The 26,011-nt window shown below is 62.2% G+C and carries 20 protein-coding genes; 5 read left to right on the forward strand and 15 right to left on the reverse strand.

Annotated features, from left to right (window positions below; translation table 11 throughout):
- Positions 1–18 precede the first annotated feature (18 nt).
- From EIY72_RS11605 to potE, 4 genes are all read right to left on the reverse strand, one after another.
- Entirely contained in the window at positions 19–693 is a 675-nt protein-coding gene (locus EIY72_RS11605; protein ID WP_093223059.1) for a DUF3313 domain-containing protein, read from the reverse strand.
- A gap of 251 nt (positions 694–944) precedes the next feature.
- Entirely contained in the window at positions 945–1,346 is a 402-nt protein-coding gene (locus EIY72_RS11610; RefSeq protein ID WP_093223057.1) for a hypothetical protein, read from the reverse strand.
- 186 nt (positions 1,347–1,532) lie between these two features.
- On the reverse strand, positions 1,533–3,818 hold the full coding sequence (locus EIY72_RS11620) for an Orn/Lys/Arg family decarboxylase (protein WP_093223054.1): 2,286 nt from the start codon (positions 3,816–3,818) through the stop codon (positions 1,533–1,535).
- On the reverse strand, positions 3,815–5,224 hold the full coding sequence (potE, locus tag EIY72_RS11625; RefSeq protein WP_093223051.1) for a putrescine-ornithine antiporter: 1,410 nt from the start codon (positions 5,222–5,224) through the stop codon (positions 3,815–3,817). The genes EIY72_RS11620 and potE overlap by 4 nt, the downstream gene beginning before the upstream one ends.
- A gap of 180 nt (positions 5,225–5,404) precedes the next feature.
- Between potE and EIY72_RS11630 the strand changes: the two genes are divergently transcribed.
- Together EIY72_RS11630 and EIY72_RS11635 are read left to right on the forward strand one after the other, a co-directional pair.
- Positions 5,405–5,734, forward strand: coding sequence for a hypothetical protein (locus tag EIY72_RS11630; RefSeq protein ID WP_093230608.1), 330 nt, complete (start codon positions 5,405–5,407; stop codon positions 5,732–5,734).
- Between the two features lie 96 nt (positions 5,735–5,830).
- A complete protein-coding gene (locus EIY72_RS11635; RefSeq protein WP_093223048.1) occupies positions 5,831–8,290 on the forward strand; it encodes a TonB-dependent receptor in 2,460 nt (819 codons plus the stop codon).
- 179 nt (positions 8,291–8,469) lie between these two features.
- On the opposite strand, the gene EIY72_RS11640 is transcribed toward EIY72_RS11635, so the two are convergent.
- From EIY72_RS11640 to EIY72_RS11675, 8 genes are all read right to left on the reverse strand, one after another.
- On the reverse strand, positions 8,470–8,958 hold the full coding sequence (locus EIY72_RS11640) for a copper chaperone PCu(A)C (RefSeq protein ID WP_093223045.1): 489 nt from the start codon (positions 8,956–8,958) through the stop codon (positions 8,470–8,472).
- Position 8,959: 1 nt separating this feature from the next.
- Positions 8,960–9,565: an SCO family protein gene (locus tag EIY72_RS11645; RefSeq protein ID WP_093223042.1), complete on the reverse strand. Its 606-nt coding sequence runs from the start codon at positions 9,563–9,565 to the stop codon at positions 8,960–8,962.
- A gap of 355 nt (positions 9,566–9,920) precedes the next feature.
- On the reverse strand, positions 9,921–10,808 hold the full coding sequence (locus EIY72_RS11650) for a ChaN family lipoprotein (RefSeq protein ID WP_093223039.1): 888 nt from the start codon (positions 10,806–10,808) through the stop codon (positions 9,921–9,923).
- Between the two features lie 55 nt (positions 10,809–10,863).
- Positions 10,864–11,631, reverse strand: coding sequence for a heme ABC transporter ATP-binding protein (locus EIY72_RS11655; RefSeq protein ID WP_093223036.1), 768 nt, complete (start codon positions 11,629–11,631; stop codon positions 10,864–10,866).
- A complete protein-coding gene (locus tag EIY72_RS11660) occupies positions 11,631–12,614 on the reverse strand; it encodes a FecCD family ABC transporter permease (protein WP_162276459.1) in 984 nt (327 codons plus the stop codon). Before EIY72_RS11660 ends, EIY72_RS11655 begins: the two co-directional genes overlap by 1 nt.
- 50 nt (positions 12,615–12,664) lie before the next feature.
- The gene (locus EIY72_RS11665) at positions 12,665–13,549 is read right to left on the reverse strand and encodes a heme/hemin ABC transporter substrate-binding protein (RefSeq protein WP_093223031.1); all 885 of its coding nucleotides are present in this window, start codon (positions 13,547–13,549) and stop codon (positions 12,665–12,667) included.
- 12 nt (positions 13,550–13,561) lie between these two features.
- The gene (locus tag EIY72_RS11670; RefSeq protein ID WP_093223028.1) at positions 13,562–14,632 is read right to left on the reverse strand and encodes a hemin-degrading factor; all 1,071 of its coding nucleotides are present in this window, start codon (positions 14,630–14,632) and stop codon (positions 13,562–13,564) included.
- A gap of 17 nt (positions 14,633–14,649) precedes the next feature.
- Positions 14,650–15,438 carry an energy transducer TonB gene (locus EIY72_RS11675; protein WP_093223025.1) on the reverse strand — a complete coding sequence of 263 codons (789 nt, stop codon included), beginning with the start codon at positions 15,436–15,438 and terminating at the stop codon, positions 14,650–14,652.
- Positions 15,439–15,680: 242 nt separating this feature from the next.
- Here EIY72_RS11675 and EIY72_RS11680 point away from each other — a divergent pair, with 242 nt between their 5' ends.
- Entirely contained in the window at positions 15,681–17,909 is a 2,229-nt protein-coding gene (locus EIY72_RS11680) for a TonB-dependent hemoglobin/transferrin/lactoferrin family receptor (RefSeq protein ID WP_093223022.1), read from the forward strand.
- Positions 17,910–18,096: 187 nt separating this feature from the next.
- Here EIY72_RS11680 and EIY72_RS11685 read toward each other — a convergent pair whose 3' ends face one another.
- Positions 18,097–18,960 carry a phosphate/phosphite/phosphonate ABC transporter substrate-binding protein gene (locus EIY72_RS11685; RefSeq protein ID WP_093223019.1) on the reverse strand — a complete coding sequence of 288 codons (864 nt, stop codon included), beginning with the start codon at positions 18,958–18,960 and terminating at the stop codon, positions 18,097–18,099.
- On the reverse strand, positions 18,948–21,272 hold the full coding sequence (locus tag EIY72_RS11690) for a bifunctional diguanylate cyclase/phosphodiesterase (RefSeq protein ID WP_093223016.1): 2,325 nt from the start codon (positions 21,270–21,272) through the stop codon (positions 18,948–18,950). The genes EIY72_RS11685 and EIY72_RS11690 overlap by 13 nt, the downstream gene beginning before the upstream one ends.
- Positions 21,273–21,469: 197 nt before the next feature.
- Between EIY72_RS11690 and EIY72_RS11695 the strand changes: the two genes are divergently transcribed.
- Positions 21,470–21,841 (forward strand): nuclear transport factor 2 family protein, encoded by a 372-nt coding sequence (locus tag EIY72_RS11695; RefSeq protein WP_093223013.1) that lies wholly within the window; start codon positions 21,470–21,472, stop codon positions 21,839–21,841.
- A 151-nt stretch (positions 21,842–21,992) separates the two neighbouring features.
- Complete coding sequence (metE, locus tag EIY72_RS11700; RefSeq protein WP_093223010.1) at positions 21,993–24,281, forward strand: 5-methyltetrahydropteroyltriglutamate--homocysteine S-methyltransferase; 2,289 nt, start codon at positions 21,993–21,995, stop codon at positions 24,279–24,281.
- A 64-nt stretch (positions 24,282–24,345) separates the two neighbouring features.
- On the opposite strand, the gene EIY72_RS11705 is transcribed toward metE, so the two are convergent.
- Positions 24,346–25,911 (reverse strand): amino acid permease, encoded by a 1,566-nt coding sequence (locus tag EIY72_RS11705; RefSeq protein WP_093223007.1) that lies wholly within the window; start codon positions 25,909–25,911, stop codon positions 24,346–24,348.
- Positions 25,912–26,011 lie beyond the last annotated feature (100 nt).

The raw sequence follows: 26,011 nt of genomic DNA on the forward strand, positions 1-26,011 counted from the left end.
CCTTCGCCACAGGGTGGATTACTTCATGAACGCCTGGAAGTCGCTGCCCAGTTTGTCGATGGCTGCCTTGAAGTCCTTGGCGGTGACTTTCTGGCTTTCGTTGTCCAGGGTGCCGCCAAACACTTTACGCACCACTTTGGCCACGGTCTGATTGGACTTGGCGTCGATGAACTCCGCCTCGATGAACAGCGTGGTTTCCTGGTCACGGTGACCGGTAGCGGCCTGGGTCGCGCCGACGACGGCGGCGATGGGCACCACTTCATACCACTTCATGCCTTCGTTTTCGGCATTCACCCCGGTGATTGCCGCACGCATGATCAGGGTTTTCGAGCCAGCCGGTGCGGCGGAGGCGCTGGAGACTACGCGGTATTTCTGACCCAGGCTGCTCTTGGCCTTGTTGGTCATGTAGTTCTGAATGTCGGTGAGGGTCTGCTGGTTGACCCGCTCATTGGGTTTGGGTGCCGGATACAGCTCAAGCTTGTTGAACACCACGGTGTCATAAGCGTTCGGGTTCCACGACGGGGACACCCAGCGCATCGCCGTGCCGCCGCTTGGCGTCTCGACTTCTTGAAGGTTGTTGTAGTTGGAGAGGTAACCGGAGTACTGCTCTTTCTCTGTGACTTTCGAGGTGCAACCGCCCAGCATCAAGGCGGCCAAAGTAGCGCCGACCAGCAGGTTTCGAGACAGGTTCATATTGGTGTGTACTCCTTGGGGAAAATCGTCGTTTCGATCAAGTCATGTTTTGCGGTTTTCGCTTCAATCCGGGTCTTGTCAGATCGATCGGGTAGGCATACGCGCAAATTGTAGACGCCGACTGGGGCGCCGCTAAATTTTCAGTCCCTCGGGAAGAGCGTAGGTTTGAATGGTGAAATATCCAGTACCAATAGATTAAAAATCAGCGTTTACAACGCTTTTGCCGAGTACGTCGCAGGGAGCGGGGGGAATCAGGCGTCACGCAACAGGTCGTTGGCGTTGAGCAAGTCGTAGGCAATTTCCGGGCGTTTTTCCATTGCCCGGCGGATGGCCGCGGGGATCGCTGCACGGGTCTTGCGGCACAGCCCGGGCAGCTCGCCGATCTGGATGGCGATGCCGCGCATGGTGCGCACTTCGTTGAAGCCGGGGGCCACGTCCACGGCAATCCCCAGCTGCTTGAGCATCAGGTGTTGCATACGTTCCAGATCGCTCAGGCTTTGCAGGTTTTCCAGGCGCTCGATCAGGCGTTTCTCTTCGGCCCGGGTCAGAAACAGGATGCGCACATCCGCCCCCGGTGTTTCCAGCAGTGGGTCACGGCCGCAGTCGCAGGCGCCGGGCGGGCAGGGTTGGCGGATTGGAACGGAGGTGTTCATGGGCTCAATCATAGAGCGCCGGGAGCCGATTTGCCCATAGGCTTTGGGCCCGAACATCCACCGCAAAAAAATGTGGGAGCGAGCTTGCTCGCGATGGCGTCATGTCAGTCAACAACGAGGTTGGCTGCACAATCGCTATCGCGAGCAAGCTCGCTCCCACAGAGTGTTGCGTTGTAGCGGTTTACCTTATTTCAGCACCAGCATCCGGTACACGCCGTCTTCGACTTCGATCCCGTGGGTGTCATGGGTGAAGCCCGGGAAGGACAGGTCGAACGCTTCCAGTGCCTTCAGATAGGCCAGCAACGGCCCGTCTGCCGGCCCCGCATTCTCGCCCGGCATCAGCAACGGAATGCCTGGTGGATACGGCACGATACCGGTTGCCGCAAGGCGCCCGGCGGCTTCGTTGAGGGTGACCAGTTCGATGTCGTTGCGTACCAGTTTTTCGTAGGCCTCCACTGGGCTGAACTCGGCTTGCGGCAGAGTGCCGAAGGCCTGGGACATGTTGAAGGTGGTCTTGTGCTTCTTCATGGCGGCGAAGATTTCGTCGGCCAGGTCCTTCAGGCCCATGCCGGCATAACGTTGCTGGTTGGCGCTGTACAGGTCAGGCAGGCACAGCTCCAGTTCGGCGTTGTCATCGTAGTCGCGCTTGAAGTCGAGCAGGGCGTTGAGCAGGGTGCCCCACTTGCCTTTGGTGATACCGATGGAGAACAGGAACAGGATGGTGAAGTCGGTGGTTTTCTCGACCACGATGCCCTGGCGACCCAGGTACGCCGTTACCACGCAGGCCGGGATACCGCTGGCCAACAGGGTGCCGTCGTCGCCCATGCCCGGCGACAATACCGAGACCTTGATCGGGTCGAGCATGCAGTAGCCGTCTTCGATGTCGCCGAAACCGTGCCATACCGCGTTCGGGTGCAGGACCCAGCAGTTAGGATCGGTTTTCAGCGTGGCTGGATCGACTTCATGGAACGGCACCGACGCGGCACCCACTTGCACACTCGGTGGCTGCCAGCAGGTGAAGAACCAGTCGTCCTTGCTCAACATCTCGTTGTGCATGCGCGACAGCACCTGACGGAAACTGATCGCTTCTTCGATCGATTCACCGGTGAGGATCTGCCCGCTCGGCGCTTCCATCATCGCCGAGCTGACGTCGCAGGAGGCCATGATCGCGTAGTTCGGCGAAGTCGAGGCGTGCATCATGTACGACTCGTTGAAGCGTGCATGTTCGATCGGGTTGCGCCCGTCACGCACGTGGATCATCGAGGCCTGGGACAGTGCGGCCAGCAGCTTGTGGGTCGACTGGGTGGCGAACACGGTCGGGCCGTTCTTGTCGTGATCCGCCGGGTCGCCGTGCATTGCATGACGGCCGGTGTACAGCGGGTTGAAACGTGCGTAACCATACCAGGCTTCGTCGAAATGCAGACGGTCGACGCTGGCGCCCAGCAGTTCCTCGACGCGGGTGACGTTGTAGGTCAGGCCGTCATAGGTGGAGTTGGTGACGATGGCGTGCACCGGTGTCGGGTCGATGCCTTTCTTGACCAGCGGGTTGCTGGCGATGGCGGCCTTCACGCCTTCGGCGCTGAGGGTCTGTGGCAGGATCGGGCCGATGATGCCGTAGCGGTTGCGGGTCGGTACCAGGTAGGTCGGAATGGCCCCGGACAGGGTCATCGCGTGTTCAGCGGATTTGTGACAGTTACGGTCGCACAGGGCGATCTGGTCACGGGTCACACTGGCCATCAGGATGACGCGGTTGGACATCGACGAACCGTTGGTCACGTAGTACGTGCGGTGTGCGCCGAAGACCTTGGCCGCGTAACGCTCGCCCTGGCCGATGGGGCCGCTGTGGTCGAGCAGGGAGCCGAGTTCGCCCACCGAGATCGACAGGTCGGAACGCAGCAGGTTTTCGCCGAAGAACTCGTAGAACGCACGTCCCGCAGTACTCTTCAGGAAGGCGGTACCACCGGCATGGCCCGGGGTGTGCCAGGAGTATTCATAGGTGCGGGCAAACTTCACCAGGGCACCGAACATCGGCGGCAGGGCGGCCTGACGATAACGTTCGATGGCCGCCAGGATACGGCCGCTGAGGAAGCCCGAGGTGTCTTCCGGCAGCCAGATGAAGTCGTCCGCGTGTTGCATCACCAGCAACGGAATGCTCGAGGCGGTGGTGCGGTCGCTGATCAGGAATACCGGTACGCGGGTGTTGCGCTCGCGCAGTTTGACTAGCAGCTTGATGCAATCGGCGTGGCCTTCGCTGGTGTCCATTTCCCAGCGGATGAGCACGCACTGAACGGCAGGGTCCGAACGCAGGATCGATGCCGCGTCGGTCAGGCTTTCCGAAGCCAGTACGCTGACACCGCGACCTTCCACGTCATGGACCAGGTGATCCAGGGCGCGGCCGAAGACGGTACGTTTGTCCGGCGGGCTGCTGACCAGCAGCGCCAGCATGCCCAGTGAGTGTTTATAGTCCGTCACGATTGAACCTCCAGAGTGGCTTTATTCAGATTGTTGACCGGCACCGGATCGGCGCTGAGGTGCTGCGCACTGACGGTTTGCGTCGGTACGCTGTTGTTCATTGCTTCCAGGCGGATCAGGCGGTTGTTGACGAAGCCGAACAGGGTGTAGCCAAAGATGGTGGCGACGCCGCCGAGCATCAGCGCCTGTTCGCCGGAGCTGTACAGGGCGAGGTAGCTGTAGGCTGCCGCGACCACAGCGATGAAGTTGGTGACCATGGCCTTGTTTGCCGGAACGTTGGAGACCTTCTGCATGGTCATCAGGGCCGCCATGGACAGGATGTACGGCACCAGGTTGGTGACCACCGCGAGGTTGACCAGGGTGTCGAACTGCTTGCTCAGGTTAGGGCTGATGGTGAGCAGGGCCAGTGCGGTCTGTGCTGCCAGCAGCACCAGCATGCCGATGATCGGCGTACCGGCCTTGTTACCCTTGGCGAAGATCGGCAGGAAGTAACCGGTGTTCGCCGAACTGGCGTACACCTGGGCAATGGTGAACTGCCAACCGAGCAGCGAACCGATACAGGCCAGGACCATTGCCGCCATCACGATGTCACCCACCAGCGGGGTGAACATGTGGGCGAACACCAGGCCGAACGGTGCGGTGGAGGAGACCAGTTCCGCGTTGCCGACGATGCCGAAGATCACGTTGGTGGACACGATGTAGATCACCGCCGCTCCCAGGGTGCCGCCCAATACCGCAATCGGTACGTTTCGCTCCGGGTTTTCCACCGCGTCGGTGTTGGCGCAAGCCGATTCGAGACCGAGGAAAGCCCACAGGGTGATGGCGACCGAGGCGCCGGCCGCTTCGTACCAGGCCTTGTCGTGCGGGTTCCAGCCGGCGGCGTAGACGCTGCTGTCGAACCAGAACCAGCCAATGGTGGAGACCAGTACCACCGGCGCGATAACGCCCCACACCGTGACCGCACCGATGCGACCGGTAATGCGCGCACCGCCGAAGTTGGCGAAGGTGGTGATCCACAACAGGGCAATAGTTGCCAAGCCTACTTGCAGTGAGTCGAGTTTGATATTGAACAACACCTGAATATAGCCGACCGCCGTAATACTGATTGCGACGTTGGCAATCAACAGTGACAGACCATAGGTGTAGTTGGTGATGTAGTTGCCTGCTTTACCGAAGGTGTATTCGGCGTAGCCACCCATGCCGCCGGTCTTTCGACTGAGCATCCCGCATCGCGCAAAGGCGTATGCCAGAGCGAGCGAGCCGGTGGCCGTGACGAGCCAGGAGAGGATGGAAATCGCACCGACTTCAGCAAGTTTTGTCGGAAGTAGTACGATGCCTGAGCCCAACATGTTGACGGCGGTCAACATAGTCAGTTGCCCCACACTCATTTTCTTTGCGGCTGACATTCCGTTGCCTCACTAGTTGGCTGTATGGATTGTTAGCTATAGCAAAGGATTGAGAACTAGCAAGGAACCCAGATCAGTGTTTCATGCTTTTGTTGAATTTCGTTTAAGGCATTTTGCTGGCCCCCAAGTGCTTGAACAGTCGGCAAAATCAGCCGAATTTCAGGTACTTGGATGGTTTGGATGGGCACTACATGGAAAGCATTAATCCCTCTGGTTGTTGTGGGTATCGCCAATTCTGCTCAAGGCAGGCCGTTGACGACCAACGATCAATATATGTGCAGTTGGGGCGCGGGCACGGCGGCCAGGGCCCAGGAACTCAAGCTCTCCGGGGTTTCGCTGTACGCGGCGCGGCAGAAACTGCAGACCTATAAATTCGCCAAGCCCTGGATGCGCATGATGGCGATGGGCATTACCGAGCAGACCTATGACAGCGCTTCGAAGATGAAACCGGCCGCCGTGCGCCAGGGTTTTTACGACGACTGCCTGCGTTACAAGGTGGCGCGAAAGTAGTTTTTGAAAAAAACTGCCCTGCGGCTGATACCTTTTTCCCTGTCGTTCGGTGTGTAGAGGAATTCTGAATTTTCCTTGTTCCCACAGGCATGCCGAATGATTTCCCGACCGCACCTGCGCTTGCGCACCCGCCGTTTCGCACCACCTCCCTTGAATGTATTGGGCCTGGCCATCGCCCTGACGGCCATGGCGCCGGTGCACAGCGCTGGTGCAGCGCAGGTCGGTGAAACGAGTGCCGTGCGCAGTTATGCCATCGAGTCGGGCTCGTTGGGCAATGTGCTGGCGCAGTTCGCGCTGAAGTCCGGGGTATTGCTGTCGTTCAATGCCGCGCTGCTCAATGATCGGCCAAGTGACGGCTTGCACGGCAGCTTCACGGTGCAGGACGGTTTTGCCCGGCTGTTGCAGGGCAGTGGTTACAGGCTGATGAGCACCGGTGCCAACAGCTACACCCTGGCACCGGTGGCAGAGGTCGGCGGGGCTTTGGAGTTGGGTGCGACCACCATCAGTGGCGTCAACAATGAAACGGCCGAGACCTACGAAGGCGGTCAGGTGGCGCGCACGGCGCGTCTGGGCGTATTGGGCAATCGCTCGATCAGCGACGTGCCATTCAGCGTGGTCAGCTACACGGCGAAAACCATCGAAGACCAGCAAGCGCGAACCGTCGGTGACGTGCTGCTCAACGATGCCTCGGTACGCCAGTCGGCGGGCTTCGGCAATTTCTCCCAAGTGTTCACCATTCGCGGCTTGCCGCTGACCACTGACGATATTTCCTTCAATGGCCTGTACGGTGTGCTGCCGCGGCAGATCATCACCACCGAGGCCCTTGAACGCGTCGAGCTGTTCAAGGGCCCGAACGCCTTCATCAACGGTGTGGCGCCGTCAGGCAGCGGCATCGGCGGCAGCGTCAACCTGGTGCCCAAGCGCGCCCAGGATACGCCGACCCACAGCGTGACCCTCGATTACGCCAGTGACAGCCAGGTCGGCGGCCACCTCGATCTGGGCCAGCGCTTCGGTGAGGACAATCAGTTCGGTGCGCGGGTCAACCTGGCCCGGCACGGTGGCGATACCGCGGTCGATGATGAATCCCGGCACTCGCAGCTGATCGCGGTCGGCCTCGATTATCGCGGCGAGCGCCTGCGTGTCTCCACCGACCTGGGTTATCAGAAAGAGCGCATCAACAACGGTCGCTCGGTGGTGTACCCGACCGGCACCAAGGTGCCGCATCCACCGTCGGCGAGCGACAACTACGCCCAGGACTGGAGCTGGTCCGAGCTGGAAGACACCTACGGCATGCTCAACGCCGAATACGACCTCAATGACAACTGGACGGCGTACGCCGGCGCTGGCGCCAAGCACACCCGGGAGAACGGCGAGTATTCTTCGCTTTACGTGGCCAATGACGGCAGCGGCAAGGTCGGCTTTCTGTACTCGCCCCATGACGAGGACAACAAAAGCGCCATGGCCGGTTTGAACGGTCACTTCAACACCGGCCCGGTGACGCATCAGATGAACTTCGGATTGTCGGGGATCTGGGGTGAACAACGTTCGGCGTTCGAGGCGATCCTGGTCGCCAACCGCGTGCCCGGCAACCTGTACGACCCAACCCAGGTGCCACGACCGACCAACACCTATTTCGGCAGCGATATTCATGACCCGCGCATCGTCGGCAAGAACCGCATCAAGAGTGCGGCGGTGTCCGACACCCTCGGCTTCATCGACGACCGTGTGTTACTGACGCTCGGCGCTCGGCGCCAGACCCTCGAGGTCGACAGCTGGAACACCACCAGCGGTGCGCGCTCGGCCAACTATGAGGAGACCATCACCACGCCTGTCTATGGCCTGGTGATCAAACCGTGGGAGCACGTGTCGTTCTACGCCAACCGCATCGAGGGCCTGGCGCAAGGGCCGACGGCGCCGACCACGGGCGTGAGCAACCCCGGCGAAGTGTTTGCGCCCACCCGCAGCAAACAGACCGAGGCCGGGGTCAAGCTTGACTGGAACAGTTTCGGCGCGACCCTGGGTGTGTACCGCATCGAGCAGCCGAACAGTGCGACCTCAAGCGTGCCTGGGGTGCGCCTGCCAACCTTCAGCGTCGATGGCGAGCAGGTGAACAAGGGCGTGGAACTGAATCTGTTCGGTGAACCGCTGGACGGCTTGCGGGTGCTGACCGGCGCGACCTGGATGCACACCGAGCAGAACAACACCTCCAACGGCCTCAACGACGGCAACCGCGCCGCCGGGGTGCCGCGCTTCCAGTACAACCTGGGGGCGGACTGGGACATACCGGGGGTGCAGGGCGCTGCGCTTAACGGGCGTCTGCTGCGCACCGGCGGTGAATACGTGAACGCGGCGAACAGCTTGAGCATTCCGGCCTGGACCCGAGTCGACCTGGGCGGACGCTACAGCTTCAAGGCGGACGACAACACCATCACCCTGCGGGCCAACGTCGAGAACGTGGCGAACAAGGCGTACTGGTCATCGGCATCGACGGCCAACAACTACCTGACCCAGGGCGAGCCACGCACGTTGAAATTGTCGGCAACCGTGGATTTCTAAGGGGAGCGTTGCCGCTCCCACAAGGGATTTGTGCCCAGCACAAAAACTGGAAGCAACCCAAGACAATGTGTGCGAGCTTGCTCCGGGCGGCGTTCCGACGATGGAGGTCAACGATAACGCGTTATGCCAGACAGCCCGCGCCGCCCATGCGTCCATCGCGAGCAAGCTCGCACAAGGGATCAATGCATTTTGCTGTGATCCATGGTGTCGAGGGCCTTGGCGACGGCCTGCACTTCGATCGTTTCTTTCTGGCCCTTGGCATCTTCCACGGTCAGGGTCAGCGGCACCTTGTCGCCTTCCTTGATCTGCGCGGTCAGGCTCATCAGCATGATGTGGTAGCCGTGTGGGTCAAAGCTCACCGGCTTGCCGGCTGGCAGGGCTACCGCGTCGACCTGCTGCATCTTCATCACGTCGTCTTTCATGCTCGACTCGTGAATCTGCACCACCTTGGCCACCGGCGATTGCACGTTCAGCAACTTGCTGTCGCTGTCGGCGGTGAGGGTCATGAAGGCGCCGCTCGAGGATTGACCGGCGACGGTGGCGCGAACCCAGGCATCACTGACCTGGGTCTGTGCCGAGGCTTGAAAAGCCAGGCCGACCAGGGATACACCCAGCAGCAGTTGCTTGCAGCGTTGGGCAAAACGGTTGTTCGTCAGCGGGGCATTCATTTCAGCAAACCTCCATCACGGTGAGCAGGTCTTCTGCACACTCTTTGGCTGTCAGGGACGCGGACAGGCCCAGGCGCAGGTTGCCCCGGGAGTCGAAGACAAAACTGGTCGCGGTATGGGAGAGGGTGTAGGTGTCGCCGCTCGGGACCTTTTCATAGAACACGCCGAATTCCTTGGCGGTGGCGGCGGTTTCTTCCAGGGTGCCGTACAAGGCTTCGAAGCTTGGGTCGAAGGCCTTCACGTACTTGTCGAGCATCTCCGGCTTGTCGCGCTCGGGGTCGAGGGTGATGAAGATCACCTGCAGGCGTTCACCGTCGCGGCCCATCAGTTTCTTCGCCTGGGCGGCACGGGCGAGGGTGGTCGGGCACACGGCCGGGCATTGGGTGAAACCGAAGAAAACCATCGGCATCAGGCCGCGGTAGCTGCTTAGTGTGCGGTATTCGCCCTGGGCGTCCTTGAGCTTGAAGGTGCGCCCCATGATCTTGTCGCTGAGGTCCTTGCCGTACTTGAACGACAGCTTGCTGCTGCCGTCGCAACCGGCCAGCAGACCGAGGCTCAATAGCCCCATGCCCTGGAGGACGGTTCGGCGGGTATACGAAGTACTCATTGAAAAAGCATCCTGTTGAACAGGCTGAAATGACAGCGTGATGACTGTACAGACGAAAAAAACGCAGGGATGGTACCAAACTGTGCTGGTCGCGGATCAGCGGATTCGACCATCGGACCGGCAGGCGGGCGTGACATAGTGTCGCGCCGGTTGGATACAGACAAAGACCCACAAGGCTTTTGTGGCGAGGGAGCTTGCTCCCGCTGGCCTGCGCAGCAGGCCCCTGCACAGTGTCGAGCTGGTTTGATGCAAGCCAGGACCCACAAGGCCTTTGTGGCGAGGGAGCTTGTCGGATCGCCGCACCGTCCCGTTGGCCTTGCGCAGCAGGCCCCCTTGATCCCGGTCGCTGAGTGATTCAGCGACGCAGTTTCGCGCAGTGATCCTGCTCCGGTTGTGCCGCGGTGTACCACACATAGTCGGCACTGGCGGCGGTAACCGTCTTGCCCACTTCGGCCAGCACCAGTACGACATTCCCTGCGCCGTCACCCAGGTCCTTGAGGTGCAGCGGCACGCCGAGGTCCTTGCGCACATGGAAGGCACCGGCCAGCAACAGTGCCGGGGTTGGCGCGGCCATCAGGCGTTCCGCCATGCGCCGGTCGCGTTGTTGCTGCACGGCGAGCATGGCCGGCATCTGCGACTCAGGCAGCAGGCCGCAATGGGACTCACGAATGTCATCAAGCAAGGTCGCCTGCACCTGCTGGGTCGTCGAGGCTTCACCCTTGAGCAGCGGGCGCTGCTTGTAGATCTGCATGATCTGCGCGCGGTCGAGGTTGGCGGCCATGAGCGGGTACGGCTGGCGCAAGGCATAGGTGACCAGCGCGCCATACACGCCCCAGTCCCAATTGGCCTGCCAGCTCAGTGCCTGATAGGCATCGACTGGCGGTTGGCCGGCGCGGGTCGCGGTTTGTGTCGCATCGACCTTGTCCTGCTGATCCGGGTTGAGCATTTCCATCAGCAGGCTGCCCTGGGGGCGTTGCGCTGCCAGTTGGCGCAGCAGCCACAGTTGCAGGGCGTGGTGATCCGGGTTGTCGTGCTGTTCACCGACCAGCACACGAGGGGCGGCGGCCAGGCGTTCGACCAGCTCCTGGGGTGTCAGCGTGCGACCGCTGGCCAGTTCGCGAATCACGCCCAGGTCGGCATGCTCGCGTCCTTGCGGGGCAATAGGCGCCGGAGGCGGCGTTACCTGAGGATGGGTTTGGCAGGCAGCCAGCAGGCTGAATGCACAGAGCAACAGAAAGCGCATTTCTTTTCCTTTATAGACAGTGGCCACCCTCGCTCAGCGAACGAGGGCAGCGGTATCAGCGCGCGATGATCAACGGATGGCCGCGTTCCGGGTGCTGGTGGATCAACACCTCAAGCCCGTACACCGTGGCCATGGCCTCGGTGGTCAGCACCTCGGACGGTGGGCCATAGGCGTGGGGCAGGCCGTCGTGCAGCAACAGCAACTGGTCGCAGTAACGCGCGGCCAGATTGAGGTCGTGGAGGATCACCAGCACGGCGGCGCCGCGTTCGGCGAAGTCACGCACGGCTTGCAGGATGGTGTGCTGATGCAGCGGGTCGAGCATCGAGGTCGGTTCGTCGAGCAGCAGGGTCTGGCCTTCGGCGCCCGGCCATAACTGCGCGAGGACCCGCGCCAGGTGTACCCGCTGGCGTTCGCCACCGGACAGCGCCAGGTAACTGCGCTCGGCCAGGTGCAATGCGTCAGCGGACCTCAGCGCCTCGGCAACGATTTCGGCATCCCGCACGCGGCCAGTGGCATGGGGCAGACGACCCATGCCCACCACTTCGTTAACAGTGAAGGCAAAGTTCAGCGACGAACTCTGCGGCAACACGGCCAGGCGTTTGGCGCGCTCCTGGCCCGGCCAGTCGGCGAGCGCACGTTGGTCGAGGTGCACCGTGCCCTCACTGGTTGCCAACTCACCGCACAAGGCGGCGAGCAGGGTGCTCTTGCCGGCGCCGTTCGGTCCCAGTACACCGAGCACTTCGCCGGGACGCAACGCGACGTCGATGTTGGCCAGTACCGTGCGTGAACCGCGCCGTACCAGCAGGTTGTTTGCCCGCAGCATCAGGTACGCCCTCGCACCAGCAGATAAAGGAAGAACGGCGCACCGATCAACGCGGTGACGATACCGATGGGCAGTTCAGCCGGCGCCAATACCAGACGCGCCGCCAGATCGGCCAGCAACAACAGGCTGGCCCCGGCCAACAGCGACGCTGGCAACAGCACCCGGTGATCCGGACCAACCAGCAGGCGCATCAGGTGCGGCACCACCAGGCCGATAAAGCCGATCAACCCGGCCGCAGCCACCGCCGCGCCGACGCCCAGCGCCGTGCACAACACCAGTTCAAGCTTGATGCGCTCGATGTCGAAACCCAGGTGACGGGCTTCGGACTCGCCCAGCAGCATGGCATTGAGCGCCGCCGCACGACGCGGCAACCACAGGGCGACACCGATGGCGACGATCAGCAGCGGCCACAAGCGCGGGTAACTGGCACCGTTGAGGCTGCCCAGGTTCCAGAACGTCAGGGTGCGCAGCGTGGCGTCGTCGGCCAGGTAGGTGAACAGACCGACACCGGCGCCGGCCATGGCCGTCATCGCCACACCCGCCAGAAGCATGGTGGCGACATCGGTCTGCCCGTTGCGACGCCCGAAGCGGTAGACCACTGCGGTGACGATCAGGCCACCGGCGAACGCGCAAATCGACAGCAGGTACGGTTCGAGGGCGGGTGGGATGCCACCGAGCAGGCTGCCGCCGACAATCGCGAACGCCGCGCCGAGCGCAGCGCCACCGGACACGCCGACCAGACCGGGGTCGGCGAGGGGGTTACGGAACAACCCCTGCATCGCCACGCCGGACAACGCCAGCACCGAACCGACGGCGATGCCGAGCAAACTGCGCGGCAGACGAATCTGGCCGAGGATCAGTTCCGCCTGTTGGGTGTCAGCGCCTTGCAGCGGCAAGCCCAGCAGACGCATCCCGGCCAGCAGGGTATCGCCCAGCGGCAGGCTGACCGGCCCGAGGGCCAGGGACAGCCAGAACACCAGCAGCAACAACAACAGCAAGCAGATCAAGGTCGGCCGCGGCCGAAAAATCGCCGTCATTGGCTGATCTCGGCCGTCTGCGCCTTGACGTCCGGGTAGAACGCCGTGGACAGGCGCGTCAGCGCATCGGGTATGCGCGGGCCGAGGCCACCGACCAGCAGCGTCGGGTCGATCACCACGATGCGGCCATCACGACCGGCCTGGGTTTGCGCGAGGATCGGGTTCTGCTCCAACAGGGTTTTACTCGCTGTTTCTCCGTCCGAACGACTGCTGGCGAAGATGATCACCTGCGGATCGAGGCTCAGCATGGCTTCGTTGGACACCGGCTTGTAGCCATTGTGCTCACCGAGGCTTTTACCACCCGCCTGTTGAATCATCCACGCGGCCAGGGTGTCCTTGCCCGCCACTTGCAGGTTGCCGCCGGAATGACTGAGCAACATCAGTACCCGTGGTGCAGGTTGCTGTTGTTGCGCCGCCTTGACCCAATCGGCCTGAGATTGCAGGCGCTTGAGATAGCCGCCCATCAACGCCTGCGCTTCGGCGTCCTTGCCCAGCAACTGGCCGAGTTCGGTCAGGTTGTGTTGCAAGGCCGGCACGTCGGGCTTGGCCGAGAGTAATTCAATGCGCACGCCGGCGGCCTTGAGTTGTGCCAGCACCGGCGGCGGGCCCATCTCGTCGCTGCCCACCAGAATGTCCGGTTTCAACGCCAGAATGCCTTCGGCGGCCAACGCACGCTGGTAACCGACACCCGGCAGGCTGTGCAGCGATTGCGGGAACTGGCTGGTGCTGTCGACACCCACCAGTTTGCTCTCGCCGCCCAGGGCCACGACCCATTCACTGAACGCACCGCCGGCACTGACCCAGCGCTGGGGCAGGGCGTCGGCGACGGCCATCTGGGTGACGAGCACGCCGGCGCACGCCAGCAGTGTTTTCATTCGCATCGGGACTGTTCCTTAGCCGATCAGGGGAGTGGCGGTTTCAGCCAGGGCACGCCAGTCGTCACGCTCCGGGATGCCCGGCTTGCGCACGCCGAACAGCTGGATCACCAGTTCGCCGTCGGCGTCGAAACCTTCGTAGCTGGTGATGATGCCATCGACGCTCGGCTTACGCACACGCCACAGTTCGGTGACGCCGGTGGTTTTCAGGTGCAGGTTGAACATCGGGTCGAGTACGTTGAACCAAGTGTCCATCCAGCGCAGGTTGCTCACCGGGCCGGAATGGATCTGGATGCAGTGCTTGTTGCCGACGAACACCATGATCGGCACTTCACCCTTGCCGGCGGCCTCGATGACCCTGGTCAGTTCGACGGTGGCCAAAGGTTCCGCCCACTCGTGACCGGCCAGGCGCAGGGCCTGGGTGCGCGCCACGTCATTGCGCTTGAGCAGCAGGAAGAAGTCGTGGGTGTCCTTGAGCTGCGACCACTCGCTGCGCAGGGTGGCCACGTCCACTTCGCTGTCGGCACGAGGTGCCGGGGCTTGCGGCAACGGTTGCAGGTCCAGCTCGGCGCTTTGTTCTTCGGCGCGGAAACGCTCGATCAGCGGTGCCCAGGCGGCTTCCTCGCTGGTGGCGGTGAGGTAGACCTTGTGCACGGCAACGCCCTGGCGGTCGAACACCTGGATGCTGCGCTGCGGTCCGCGTGGGGTGGCTTCGTCGACCGCGAACACGCTGGCCCAGCCGCTGAGGAACAGGCGCAGGTCGATGTCCGGCGACAGCACCATGCCCATCTGGCCGCTGCCCATCACCGTCACTTCGCTGTACACGCCCTTGCGCTCGTGCACGCAGTGCTCGTTGCGGGTCAGGGCCATGATGGTGCCCAGCTCGCCGAGGGCCGGCAGCAGGTCTTTCCATTCCGCGCGCAGGCGCACGGTATCGGTGCCCAGGCGGCTGGCGGTCAGTTCGGCTTCGCTGACGCCCAGCCGGGCGGCGGCATCGCGGGCGCGCAGGCCCGGTTGCTCGGCGCGCAGTTGTTGCCAGTCCTGATAAAGGGCCGGGGCAACGGGCAGGGCGGAAGTGTTTGCGGTCATGTGAAGCTCCTTCAGGATCAACGGTTCGCCGTGAGGGCGAATTCTATTGGTATCTCTACGCGGCTGGGCACGGCCCGGCCGTCGACGATTTCGGGGCGAAAGCGCCAGCTGGTCACGGCCTCGAGGGCTGCCTGGTCAAGGCTTTCAATCCCGGAAGAACGGATCAGCGTGAGTTTTTGCTGCTGGCCGCGTTCGTCAAGGCGCACCTCGACCCGCACCACGCCTTGCTGATTGCGCCGGCGGGCAGTGTTGGGGTAGCGCGGCGGTGGTGGCGGGGTGACGAAGGTCGGACGCAAGCTGACCACGGGGGTGAGCTGCGGCGCCGGGGTGGCTGCGACCGGCGTGGTCGGGCTGACGGTTTTGTCGGTCGAAGCGGCCGGTGCCGGGGGCGTTGGGCGTTGGCTTTGCACCATGGCCGCCGGCAATTCAACGGGCTGTGCGGGGCGCGATTCTGCGCGAGGCTGCGGTTTGGCTGGCGCCTTGGTCGCAGTGGGCGCCTTGGCGATTTCGCCCCGTGGGCTGGCTGGCAAGGGCCTGACCGGCTCGGCCACAGGTGTGGCAGGTTCGATCTTCGGCACGACCGAGGGTTTTGTCGGGGTGCTTGTGGTCACCGGCAGTTGCACAGGTCTTGGCTGAACGGCGGGCGCCGGAGCGGGCGGGCTCAACGGCGCCAGGCTGACCAGCTGGATCGCCATCGGTGGCTGGAAGGGCAGCGACTCAGGGGCGGCGTGCAGCTCGCGCACGAGCCAGCCGGCGCTCAGATGCAGCGCAATCGAGATCCCCAGGCAAGTTTGTAAGTGCTTCATGCACGCTCGTTCTTATTCTTAAAAAGAACGCACATGGTAATAATTTGCATTTACAAGTCAAGCTGGTTATCTTCGCCGCCGCTGTCGACAAGCGTTTTTGTATACAGCCCTTCGACAGAAAGGGTGCAAACGCTTTGGTCATAACAAAATCAAACACACGCCGGACAGTGTCCGTCACCCGCGCAGACCCCCTTGAATCCTGCATGCGTGTGACCGCTGTCAGACCCAGGAGTAAAAGTTAGATGTCGATCCGCCCGCCATTCGCCCAGCGTCCCTGGCTGTCCTTGCTGCTGCTCTCGCCTTCGCTCGCCTTCGCCGCCGAACCTGTGACCCAGTTCGATACCGTCAGCGTGACCGCCACTCGCACCGAGCAGACCCTGATGCAGGTGCCAAGCACGGTGTCGGTGCACACCGAACGTGAAATCGACCAGCAGAACGACAAGGACCTCAAGGACCTGGTGCGTTATGAGCCGGGCGTGTCGGTCAGCGGCACCGGCAGCCGCTTCGGTCTGTCCGGGGCGAACATCCGCGGTATCGACGGCAACCGTGTACTGACCCAGGTCGACGGCGTGCGCGTGCCGCAGAGCAACTTCTTCAGCCCGTTCCAGGACGTGCGCAGCAACTACGTCGACCTCGACACCATCAAGCAGGTGGAAATCATCCGCGGCCCGGCGTCTTCGCTGTACGGCAGTGATGCCATTGGCGGCGCGGTCAGCTACATGACCAAGGACGCCGGTGACTACCTCGAAGAGGGTGACGATACCTACGCACGCTTCAAGACCGGCTACGACGGCAGCGATGACAGCTGGCAGCGCAGCGCCACCTTCGCCGGCCGCACCGGCAGCGTTGATGGCTTGCTGCACCTGGGGCGCCGTGACGGCCAGTCCACCGATACCGCCGGCAGCACCGGCGGCGTCGGCGCCAGCCGCGAAGAGGCCAACCCGCTCGACTACACCACCGAAAACGTGCTGGCCAAACTCGGCTGGGACTACGGCGACGGCGATCGCCTGCAGTTCACCTACGAGCGTTATCAGGACGATGCCGACAGCAACCTGCTGAGCGATATCGTCACCCGAGCGACCGTCACCAGCCCGGCGATCCTCGGCTCGCAGGCCAAGGACAGCATCGACCGCACCCGCTACAGCCTGGCGCACACCCTGAGCCTGGACAGCGCGATGGCGGACAAGCTGCAATGGCAGTTGAACTACCAGGAAAGCAGCAACCATCAGGACACGTTGCAGCAGCGTCAGACCACCGCGCGGGTCAACCGCCTGCGGACCCGCGAGTCGTCCTACGATGAGCGTCTGTGGAGCCTCAATACCCAGCTCGACAAAGAATTCGCGATTGCCGACACCCAACATCACCTGATCTACGGCGGCGAGTACAAGCGCATCGAGTCGAGCAACCTGCGCACCGGCAAGGAAGTGCGCCTGGACACCGGCGCCACCGTGCCCGCCACCGAGAACTTCCCGGTCAGCGACTTCCCGGACCCGACCAGCGAATCCCTCGGCCTGTTCGTCCAGGACAGCATCGAAATCGGGCGCTGGACCTTGCTGCCGGGCCTGCGCTACGACTACTACCGCCAGACGCCGCACGTCACCAATGAGTACCTCAACGGCCTGCCGTCGGACACCGATCCGTCGCGCATCACCGACGATCACATCTCGCCGAAATTCGGCGTGACCTATCAGCTGACCGACCACGAAAGCCTGTACGGCCAATACGCCGCCGGTTTCCGTGCTCCGAACCCGGTCAACATGTTCGGTGAGTTCAGCAACCCGCAATTCGGCTACAAGCAGATCGGCAACCCGAACCTCAAGGCGGAAACCAGCGACAGCTTCGAGACCGGCCTGCGCGGTCGCTACGACCTGGGCAGCTTCGGTATCGCGCTGTTCTACAACAAGTACAAGGACTTCATCGACACCGTCAGCTTTGTCGATCCGACCAGCGACATTCCGCTGACCTTCCAGTCGCAAAACGTCAGTAAGGTCACCATCCGCGGTGCCGAGGCCAAGGGTGACGTCAAGCTGGACGCCTTCATGCCAGCCGGCACCCGCGCCCTGGGTTCGATCGCCTATGCCCGTGGCAAGAACGAAGACACCGGCGAGGCACTCAACAGTGTCGACCCGCTGAAGGCCGTCATGGGCCTGGCCTACGATGCGCCGAACGGCGTGTACGGCGGTCAGTTGATGTGGACCCTGGTTCAGGCCAAGGACCGTGTCGACCACAGCGGCGATGCCGACCAGTTGATCACTCGCCAGTTCGAAACCCCGGGCTACGGCACCCTCGACCTGAGCGCCTGGTGGCAGGTGACCCAGCAAGTGTCGATCAACGGTGGCCTGTTCAACGTTACCGACAAGAAGTACTGGAACTGGGGTGACGTGCAGGGCCGCGACGAAAATGCCGCGGGTCTTGATCGCCTGACCCAGCCGGGGCGTTATGCAGCGGTCAACCTGATCTGGGAGATCTGATCGGTCCTGTAGAGGCAGATCATTTCTGCCTCTACAGGCATGATCCATGAAATTAACTGGGGCAATAATTGTGGCGAGGGAGCTTGCTCCCGTTGGGTCGCGAAGCGGCCCCAGCTCTTCACTCGAAAAGCTGGGACTGCTGCGCAGTCCAACGGGAGCAAGCTCCCTCGCCACATTGGGTCTAAGGCTAGGGCCGTGCCTGCATCATGTGCAGCAAGGGCGCATATTCGGCGTGAGTGACCGAGACGATGCCGCTGGCTTCCTGGGAGTCGAGGAAGCTCGCCAGTTGTTCTTGGTTGCTCAGCATGGCCGCGCGAATGCGCTTTTTCAGCGGCGCGCAGAGGCTGCCGCTGAACACGAACGGGTCGTAGTAGATCGGGTCCGAGCGCCACAGCACCTTGAAGGTGTCGCGGCCGATCTTGCCGCTGTTCAGGTAGGCGTCGGCGCGCACGCTGGAGACAAACGCCGCATCCACCTTGCCTTCGAGCAGCGCATCCATGGATTTGTCATGGGAGCCCGAATAGACAATGGAGCTGAAAAACTGCAGCAGCGGTTGACCCGCCAGCGTCGAGAACTCGGTGTTGGGTACCACGCTGCCGGAGGTGCTGGCCGGGTCGGTGAGCACCACGCGTTTGCCGCGCAGCGCGGTCCAGTCGCTGGCCTGGTCACCGCGTGCCAGCAACAGCGCCTGGTAGTGATGGCCCGCCGGGGTGAAGTAGCCGCCGCTGATGGTCAGGCTGGCGAATGGCTCGATCCGCGGGTCGCGCTGGTAGGCCAGCATGTAGGACGCCGGGCCCAGCCAGGCGATGTCCACGCCGCCGGAGACGATGGCGTCGACCACACTCTCATAAGAAGAAGAGGGCACGATGTCCACCGGCATGTGCAGCTCGGCGCTGAGTCGATCCGCCAGGGGTTTGTGCTCGCGCAGCACGTCCATGTTCTTCTTCGGAATGACGGCAATGCGCAAGCCCTGCTGGGTGCATTTGGCGTACGCCGGGGTGGTGAGAAAACAAGCCATTACCAAAGCGGTGAACCATTTCACTGCACGCATGGAGTTTCCACTGAGTTGATGAAAGGGGCGTATTGGTCAAGTTGCGCCGCCGACAACGGCCGGCTGAAGTGATAACCCTGGGCCACGTCGCAGCCGGCCAGTTTCAGGCACACCACCTGCTCGCGGGTTTCCACGCCTTCGGCGACGATTTCCAGCCCCAGGCGTTTGGCCAGGATGATGGTCGACGAGACAATCGGACTGTCGTCGGGGCTGTTGGAGAGCGGTGCGATCAGCGTGCGGTCGATCTTCAGCTTGGTCAGCGGCAACGATTGCAAGTGGGCAAAACCGGCGTAACCCTTGCCGAAGTCGTCAAGGCTGATGTGCAGGCCGGCATTGCGCAGGCGCTGCAGGTGTTCGATGGCCTGGCCCTGATTGTCCAGCACTGTGGTTTCGGTGATCTCCAGTTCCAGGTAGTGCGGCTCAATGGCGTAACGATCCAGTTCGGCCAGCACCCGGTCACTGAAGTCGGCCTGGCGCAACTGGATCGTCGACACGTTGATCGACAGCGGAATGTAGCGACCTTGCCGTTGCCACAGGATCAGGCTCTCGCAGGCCAGGCGCAGCACCTCCCAACCCAGGGCGACGATGAAGCCGCTGCGCTCGGCCAGGGAGATGAAACGATCCGGGTAGAGCAGGCCGAACTCCGGGTGTTCCCAACGCACCAGCGCTTCGTAACCGTCGACCAGCAGGGTGTCGAGGCGGATCTGCGGCTGGTAATGCAGGATGAATTGCCGCTCGCTCAAGGCTTCGCCAAAGGCTTGCTCGAGGGTGAACTCTTCAATGTCGGCAACGTTCAGCGAAGGGTCGAAATAACGATACTGGCCGCGACCGGCGCGTTTGGCCGAATACATCGCGGCATCGGCGCTGCGGATCAACTCATCGATGTCCTGGCCATCCCGCGGGCACAGGCTGACGCCGACGCTCGGGCTGGTGCGCAGTTCGTGATGGTTGAGCGAATAGATCGCCGACAGCTTCTGTACCAGGGTCCGCACCCAGGTATCGATTTGCTCCTCGGTGCGTTCACCCGCCAGCAACACCACAAATTCGTCGCCGCCGAAACGCGCTGCTTCGTCGCCGGGTTCCAGCAGCCGTTGAATGCGCCCGGCCACCGCTTGCAGCAACAGGTCGCCGACCTTGTGCCCGAGCGAGTCATTGATCGATTTGAAGCGGTCCATGTCGATGAACAGGATCGCCAGCAACTGGCGTTTGCCACGCTGACGCGACAGGGTGAACGCGGCGACTTCGAGGAACTGCCGACGGTTGTGCAGGCCGCTCAGGTGATCGGTGGCGGCGGCATGGCTGCTGCGTCGGTGCTCTTCTTCGAGGCGGCCGATCAGTTGCTGGTTGACCTGTTGTGCCTGCTCCAGGGCGTTGAACGCCTCCTGACGTTTGCGCAGCACCCGTAGGGTCCACATCAGGCTGACCAGAATCAGCACGGTCATGCTCAGGTTGAGCCAGAACTGGCGCCTGTAGGTCTGCCGCGACGACTCGAGGATTTCATCGTCGGCCTGGCTGACCATCACCGTGAAGCCGCGCTGGGGCACGCGCAGGTACATGCTCTGGAACGGTTCGATGCCGACAAACTGGGTGACCTTGCCCGCCAGGTCACCGCTGCCCGGCAATTCCGGGGTGATGGGCACGCCGGACAACACCACGCCGCTGTTGCTGATGCGTAAACGCTCCTGACCGTCGCTGTCGAGCAAGCGCAGCATGCCGCTCTGGCCCAGGTCGATGTGCTCGAACAGGCCGGCCAGATAGCCGATGTCCAGTTGCACGACGAGGATGCTGTCCATTTTGCCGCTGGCCGAATCCACCAACGGCAACAGGAAGGGCAAGCGCCAGTTGGGCAGCGACGAATTGACCGGCGACGACAGGTCGGGCAGCAGCGGTTTGAAACCGTATTGGCTGGTGTGCCGGCGCAGTTGCGTCATCCACTGTACCGGCAGCTCTTGCGGTTCTTCGGAATGGCTGGTCGACAACAGGCGCCCGTCGCTGTCGTACAGGCTCATGCGCTTGAACACCGGGTCTTCGGCGAGCATGCGCACCAGCCCGCGACTCTGTTGCCCGAGGTTCTCGATGTCGCTGCGTGTCACCTTGCCCACGGCCTGGGCACGATCCACCAGTTGGCGCAGGTTTTCCGCGGCAATCGTCGCCAGGTTCAGGTGTTCGGCGGATTTGGCCGCCAGGGCCTCATGCTGCGAGGTGGCTTCCTGCTGGAAATGCAGGGCCCATAGAAATACCAGGGTCGCCGCGCACAGACTCATGAGCAGCAACTGCAGAAAGTTCAGAGAGGAGAAGGACCGGCGGATCACTCGTTATTATTCCTGCCGCGAAGTGGTGGCAGATTAGCATCAAGCACCGCTCCGATAATGAACATTTGATGTCTGGCGCCATGAAGTTGTCGTGATACGGGACGGGACAACGGGCGATGCGCTGCTAGACTTTTTGCCGGATCAGCCCGGGGGGAGGTTGTTTGACAGGTGAAGACAAACACGACCGGAGACCCGACATGACTACGCATTCGACTGACGCTGAACAGATTGACCTTGCCGTGCGCAACTACGTGCAGGGCATGGTATTTGCCGACGAAGCCTTGTTGCGCCAGGCCTTTCATCCCGCCTGTTGCATCATCGGCCACTATCAGCAGGAACTGGAATGGGCATCGCTCGATGATTTCATCGCCGCCATCAAGGTAGAAGGGCCGGCGGCAGCGGGGGTGCAGCCGTTCTGGCAAGTATTGCATGTGGATGTCACGGGGGACGCGGCCACGGTCAAAGTCATCGACGACTATGCCGGCATGCGCTTTACCGATTACCTGTCGCTGCTGAAAGTCGACGGCCGCTGGGTGATCATCAACAAGCTGTATTACCTCCACGGCTAGGCTGCGATTGAACGGAATCAGGGGGCGATGGGCCGCTGAACATGAATCTGCCTTGATGAGCAAAACTCGTGATCATCACGATTAAAATGAGTTTGTCTCACAAGTACCCGAGTTACGACAATGACGCCATCAACCACATGGAGTTTTTGTCATGGCTTTGGCCCATTCCCTTGGATTTCCCCGCATCGGTCGCGACCGCGAACTGAAAAAGGCTCAAGAAGCGTTCTGGAAGGGCGAACTGGACGAAGCCGGCCTGCGCGCCGTTGGCCGTGACCTGCGCAAGCGTCACTGGGATTTGCAGAAAGACGCCGGCATCGAACTGCTGCCGGTAGGCGATTTCGCCTGGTACGACCAGGTGCTGACCCACTCGCTGATGTTTGGTGTAGTCCCGGAACGTTTCCGCCCTCATGACAGCAAGAACACCCTGCAAACCCTGTTCGGCATGGCCCGTGGTGTCAGCGACAGCTGCTGCGGCGGTGCCCACGCCCAGGAAATGACCAAGTGGTTCGACACCAACTACCACTACCTGGTCCCGGAATTCAGTGCTGACCAGCAGTTCCAGCTGGGTTGGGAGCAACTCTTCGAAGAGGTCGAAGAAGCCCGCGCACTGGGTCACAACGTCAAGCCGGTGATCATTGGCCCGCTGACGTACCTATGGCTGGGCAAGGCCAAGGGCGCCGAGTTCGACAAGCTGGACCTGCTCGATCGTCTGTTGCCGCTGTATGGCCAGATCTTCCAGCGTCTCGCTGCGCAAGGCGTTGATTGGGTACAGATCGACGAACCGATTCTGGTCCTCGACCTGCCGCAAGCCTGGAAAAATGCCTTTGAGCGCGCCTACAACCTGATCCAGCGCGACCCGCTGAAGAAACTGGTCGCCACCTATTTTGGTGGTCTGGAAGAGAACCTTGGCCTGGCCGCCAACCTGCCGGTCGACGGCCTGCACATCGACCTGGTGCGCGCACCGGACCAGTACCCGACCATTCTCGATCGCCTGCCGGCCTATAAAGTCTTGTCGCTGGGAGTGGTCAATGGCCGCAACGTCTGGCGTTGCGACCTGGAAAAAGCCCTGGTGACCTTGCAACACGCCAGCGAGCGTCTGGGCGATCGCCTGTGGGTTGCACCGTCCTGCTCGCTGTTGCACAGCCCGGTGGACCTGGGCCGCGAAGACAAGCTCGATGCCGAGTTGAAAAGCTGGCTGGCCTTTGCCGTGCAGAAGTGTGAAGAGGTGGCGGTATTGGCCCAGGCCGTCAATCAACCGCAGGCACCCAGGGTCGTTGAAGCCTTGGCGCAAAGCCGTGCCGTTCAGGCCGCCCGTGCTGCTTCGCCACGTATCCACAAGCCTGCGGTTCAGGCCCGCGTCGCAGCGATTACCGCCAAAGACAGCCAGCGCCAATCGCTGTTCGCCCAACGCATCGAGAAACAGCGCGCCGGTTTGAACCTGCCACTGTTCCCGACCACCACCATCGGTTCGTTCCCGCAAACCGCGTCGATCCGGCTGGCGCGTCAGTCGTTCAAGCAAGGCAAGCTGACCGAAGCCGAGTACACCGAAGCCATGCACAGCGAGATCCGTCACGCCGTGCAGGTGCAGGAACGCCTGGGCCTGGATGTGCTGGTGCACGGTGAGGCCGAACGCAACGACATGGTCGAGTACTTCGCCGAGCAACTCGACGGCTACGTGTTCACCCGGTTCGGCTGGGTGCAGAGCTACGGTTCGCGTTGCGTGAAACCGGCGGTGATCTTCGGCGACCTGAGCCGCCCGAACGCCATGACCGTGGAGTGGATTCGCTACGCCCAGGGCCTCACCGACAAGGTGATGAAGGGCATGCTCACCGGTCCCGTGACCATGCTGATGTGGTCGTTCCCCCGCGAAGACGTGAGCCGTGAAGTGCAGGCGCGTCAGCTGGCCCTGGCCATTCGCGACGAAGTGGTCGACCTGGAAGCGGCCGGCATCAGGATCGTGCAGATCGATGAAGCGGCGTTCCGTGAAGGCTTGCCGTTGCGCCAGGCGCAGTGGCAGCACTACCTGGACTGGGCAACCGAAGTGTTCCGCTTGTGTGCCAGCGGCGTGCGTGACGAAACCCAGATCCACACGCACATGTGCTACAGCGAATTCAACGACGTGATCGAGTCCATCGCCGCCATGGATGCCGACGTGATCACCATCGAGACCTCGCGGTCGGACATGGAGCTGCTGGACGCGTTCGAAGCCTTCGCGTACCCCAACGAAATCGGCCCGGGCGTGTACGACATCCATTCGCCACGGGTACCGGACTCGGCGGAAATGGCCAACCTGTTGCGCAAGGCGGCGCAGCGAATTCCGGCTGAACGCCTGTGGGTCAACCCGGACTGCGGCCTGAAAACCCGCGGCTGGCCGGAAACCGAAGCGGCACTGGTGCACATGGTCAACGCCGCCCGCAAGTTACGCGTCGAATTGGCCTGACATTTATCGCGAATAAAAAAACCGGAGCACCTCACTGTGCTCCGGTTTTTTTATGCAGTCGCGATCAACCGTTCGCGTGTTTGTTCAGCGCCGCTTCCGCCGCGGCGATCTCTGCCTGACGCTTGACGATCACGTCGCCAATCGGTGGGCCCTGGAAGCGCCGGGCTTCAAAGCCGAACCAGACGATGGCGGTCAGGATCAGGAAGCCGATGGTGATGTACAGCGCCCAGTCGTTCGGTGGCTGAATGCCAATGATGAAAATGATCACCATCGACAGCACCGAGAGCAGGGCGACCACCGTGTACCAGAAGCGGCCCATGCTCCAGGGGCCCATGGTCGGCCATTTCGAGGTGCCGTAGGCGAACAGCCCGAGCACGATGGGGATGATGAACGAGAAGAACAGGAAGATCACCGTGCAGGAGACGACGATGGTGTAGACCGGCGTGGCGCCGACCGAGATCACCGACGAACCCCAGTCGAACAGTACCGCCAGCACGGCACCGGTCCAGATCGCGGCCACCGGGCTGCGAAACTTCGGCGAGACCGAAGACAGCGCCTTGGAGCAGGGCAGGCCGCCATCCCGGGAGAAAGCGAAGATCATCCGCGACACTGAGGTCACGGTCGCCAGCCCGCAGAGGATTTGCGAGACGAAGATCGCCAGGTACAGCGCCTCTTTCACACCGGGGCTGACCTGGGTGTTCATCGCCCAGAAAAACACGTTCCAGCCTTGCTTGGCTGCATCATCCATGTTCGGTAGCAACAGCACGAACGAGCAGAGCATCAGCCAGCCAAACAGCAACGACCAGACCACCGACATGACCATGCCGCGCGGCACCGAAACCGCCGCATTACGGGTTTCCTCCGAGGTGTGCGCCGAGGCGTCGTAGCCGGTGATGGTGTAGATCGGCAGCAGCAGGCCGAGCATGAAGATCCAGCCGTTGGACACTTGCGGCCAGACCGCGCCGCCGGCATCGCCCGAATAGTTGCTGAAGGTCCACAGCCGCGAGAACTCGTAGCTGGGGGCGAAGATCAGGCAGACGATGGTCAGGGCCAGTGCCGTGGCGAAAATCAGGTAACCGGAAAAATCGGTGAGCCTGGCGGTCAGGCCGATACCCAGGTGGTTGCACAGCGCCTGCAGACCGGTCAGCACCGCGAGAAAAATCACCCGGACAGTGGTCGTGTCTTCCATGCCCAGCGCCGGACCAAAGGCGCCGAAGAAGAAGTAATAGGTGCCGACGTTGATCGCCCCCAACACCGTCACCAGCCCGAGCAGGTTGAACCAGGCGGTCAGCCAGCCGGTGAAGCGGTTGCCGAGGATCGAGCCCCAGTGATACAGGCCGCCGGCGGTAGGGTAGGCCGAGGAAATCTGCGCCATGGCCAGGGCAAAGACCCCGGAAATCAGGCAGCCGATCGGCCAGCCGATACCGATGGAAGCACCGCCCGCGCCCGAAGTGCCCTGGGCCAGTGAGTTGATCCCGCCGGAGAGGATGCAGATGATCGAGAAGGAAATCGCGAAATTGGAGAATACTCCCATCCGACGCGAGAGTTGCTGGGCATAGCCCATGCTGTGCAGCGCCTTGGTGTCATCGTCCAGCGGTGCGCCCGTATCGGGCTGATTGTTAGAGTTCATTGCATGTGCCCCTGCAGGTTTTGATACGCATCCACCCGGTTCTCGGATGGCCTGGCCTTCAACCCCTTGTCGTACTGCTCCTGTTGTCTGTTGCCTGAAA

This window comes from Pseudomonas vancouverensis (assembly GCF_004348895.1).
Lineage (GTDB): Bacteria > Pseudomonadota > Gammaproteobacteria > Pseudomonadales > Pseudomonadaceae > Aquipseudomonas > Aquipseudomonas vancouverensis.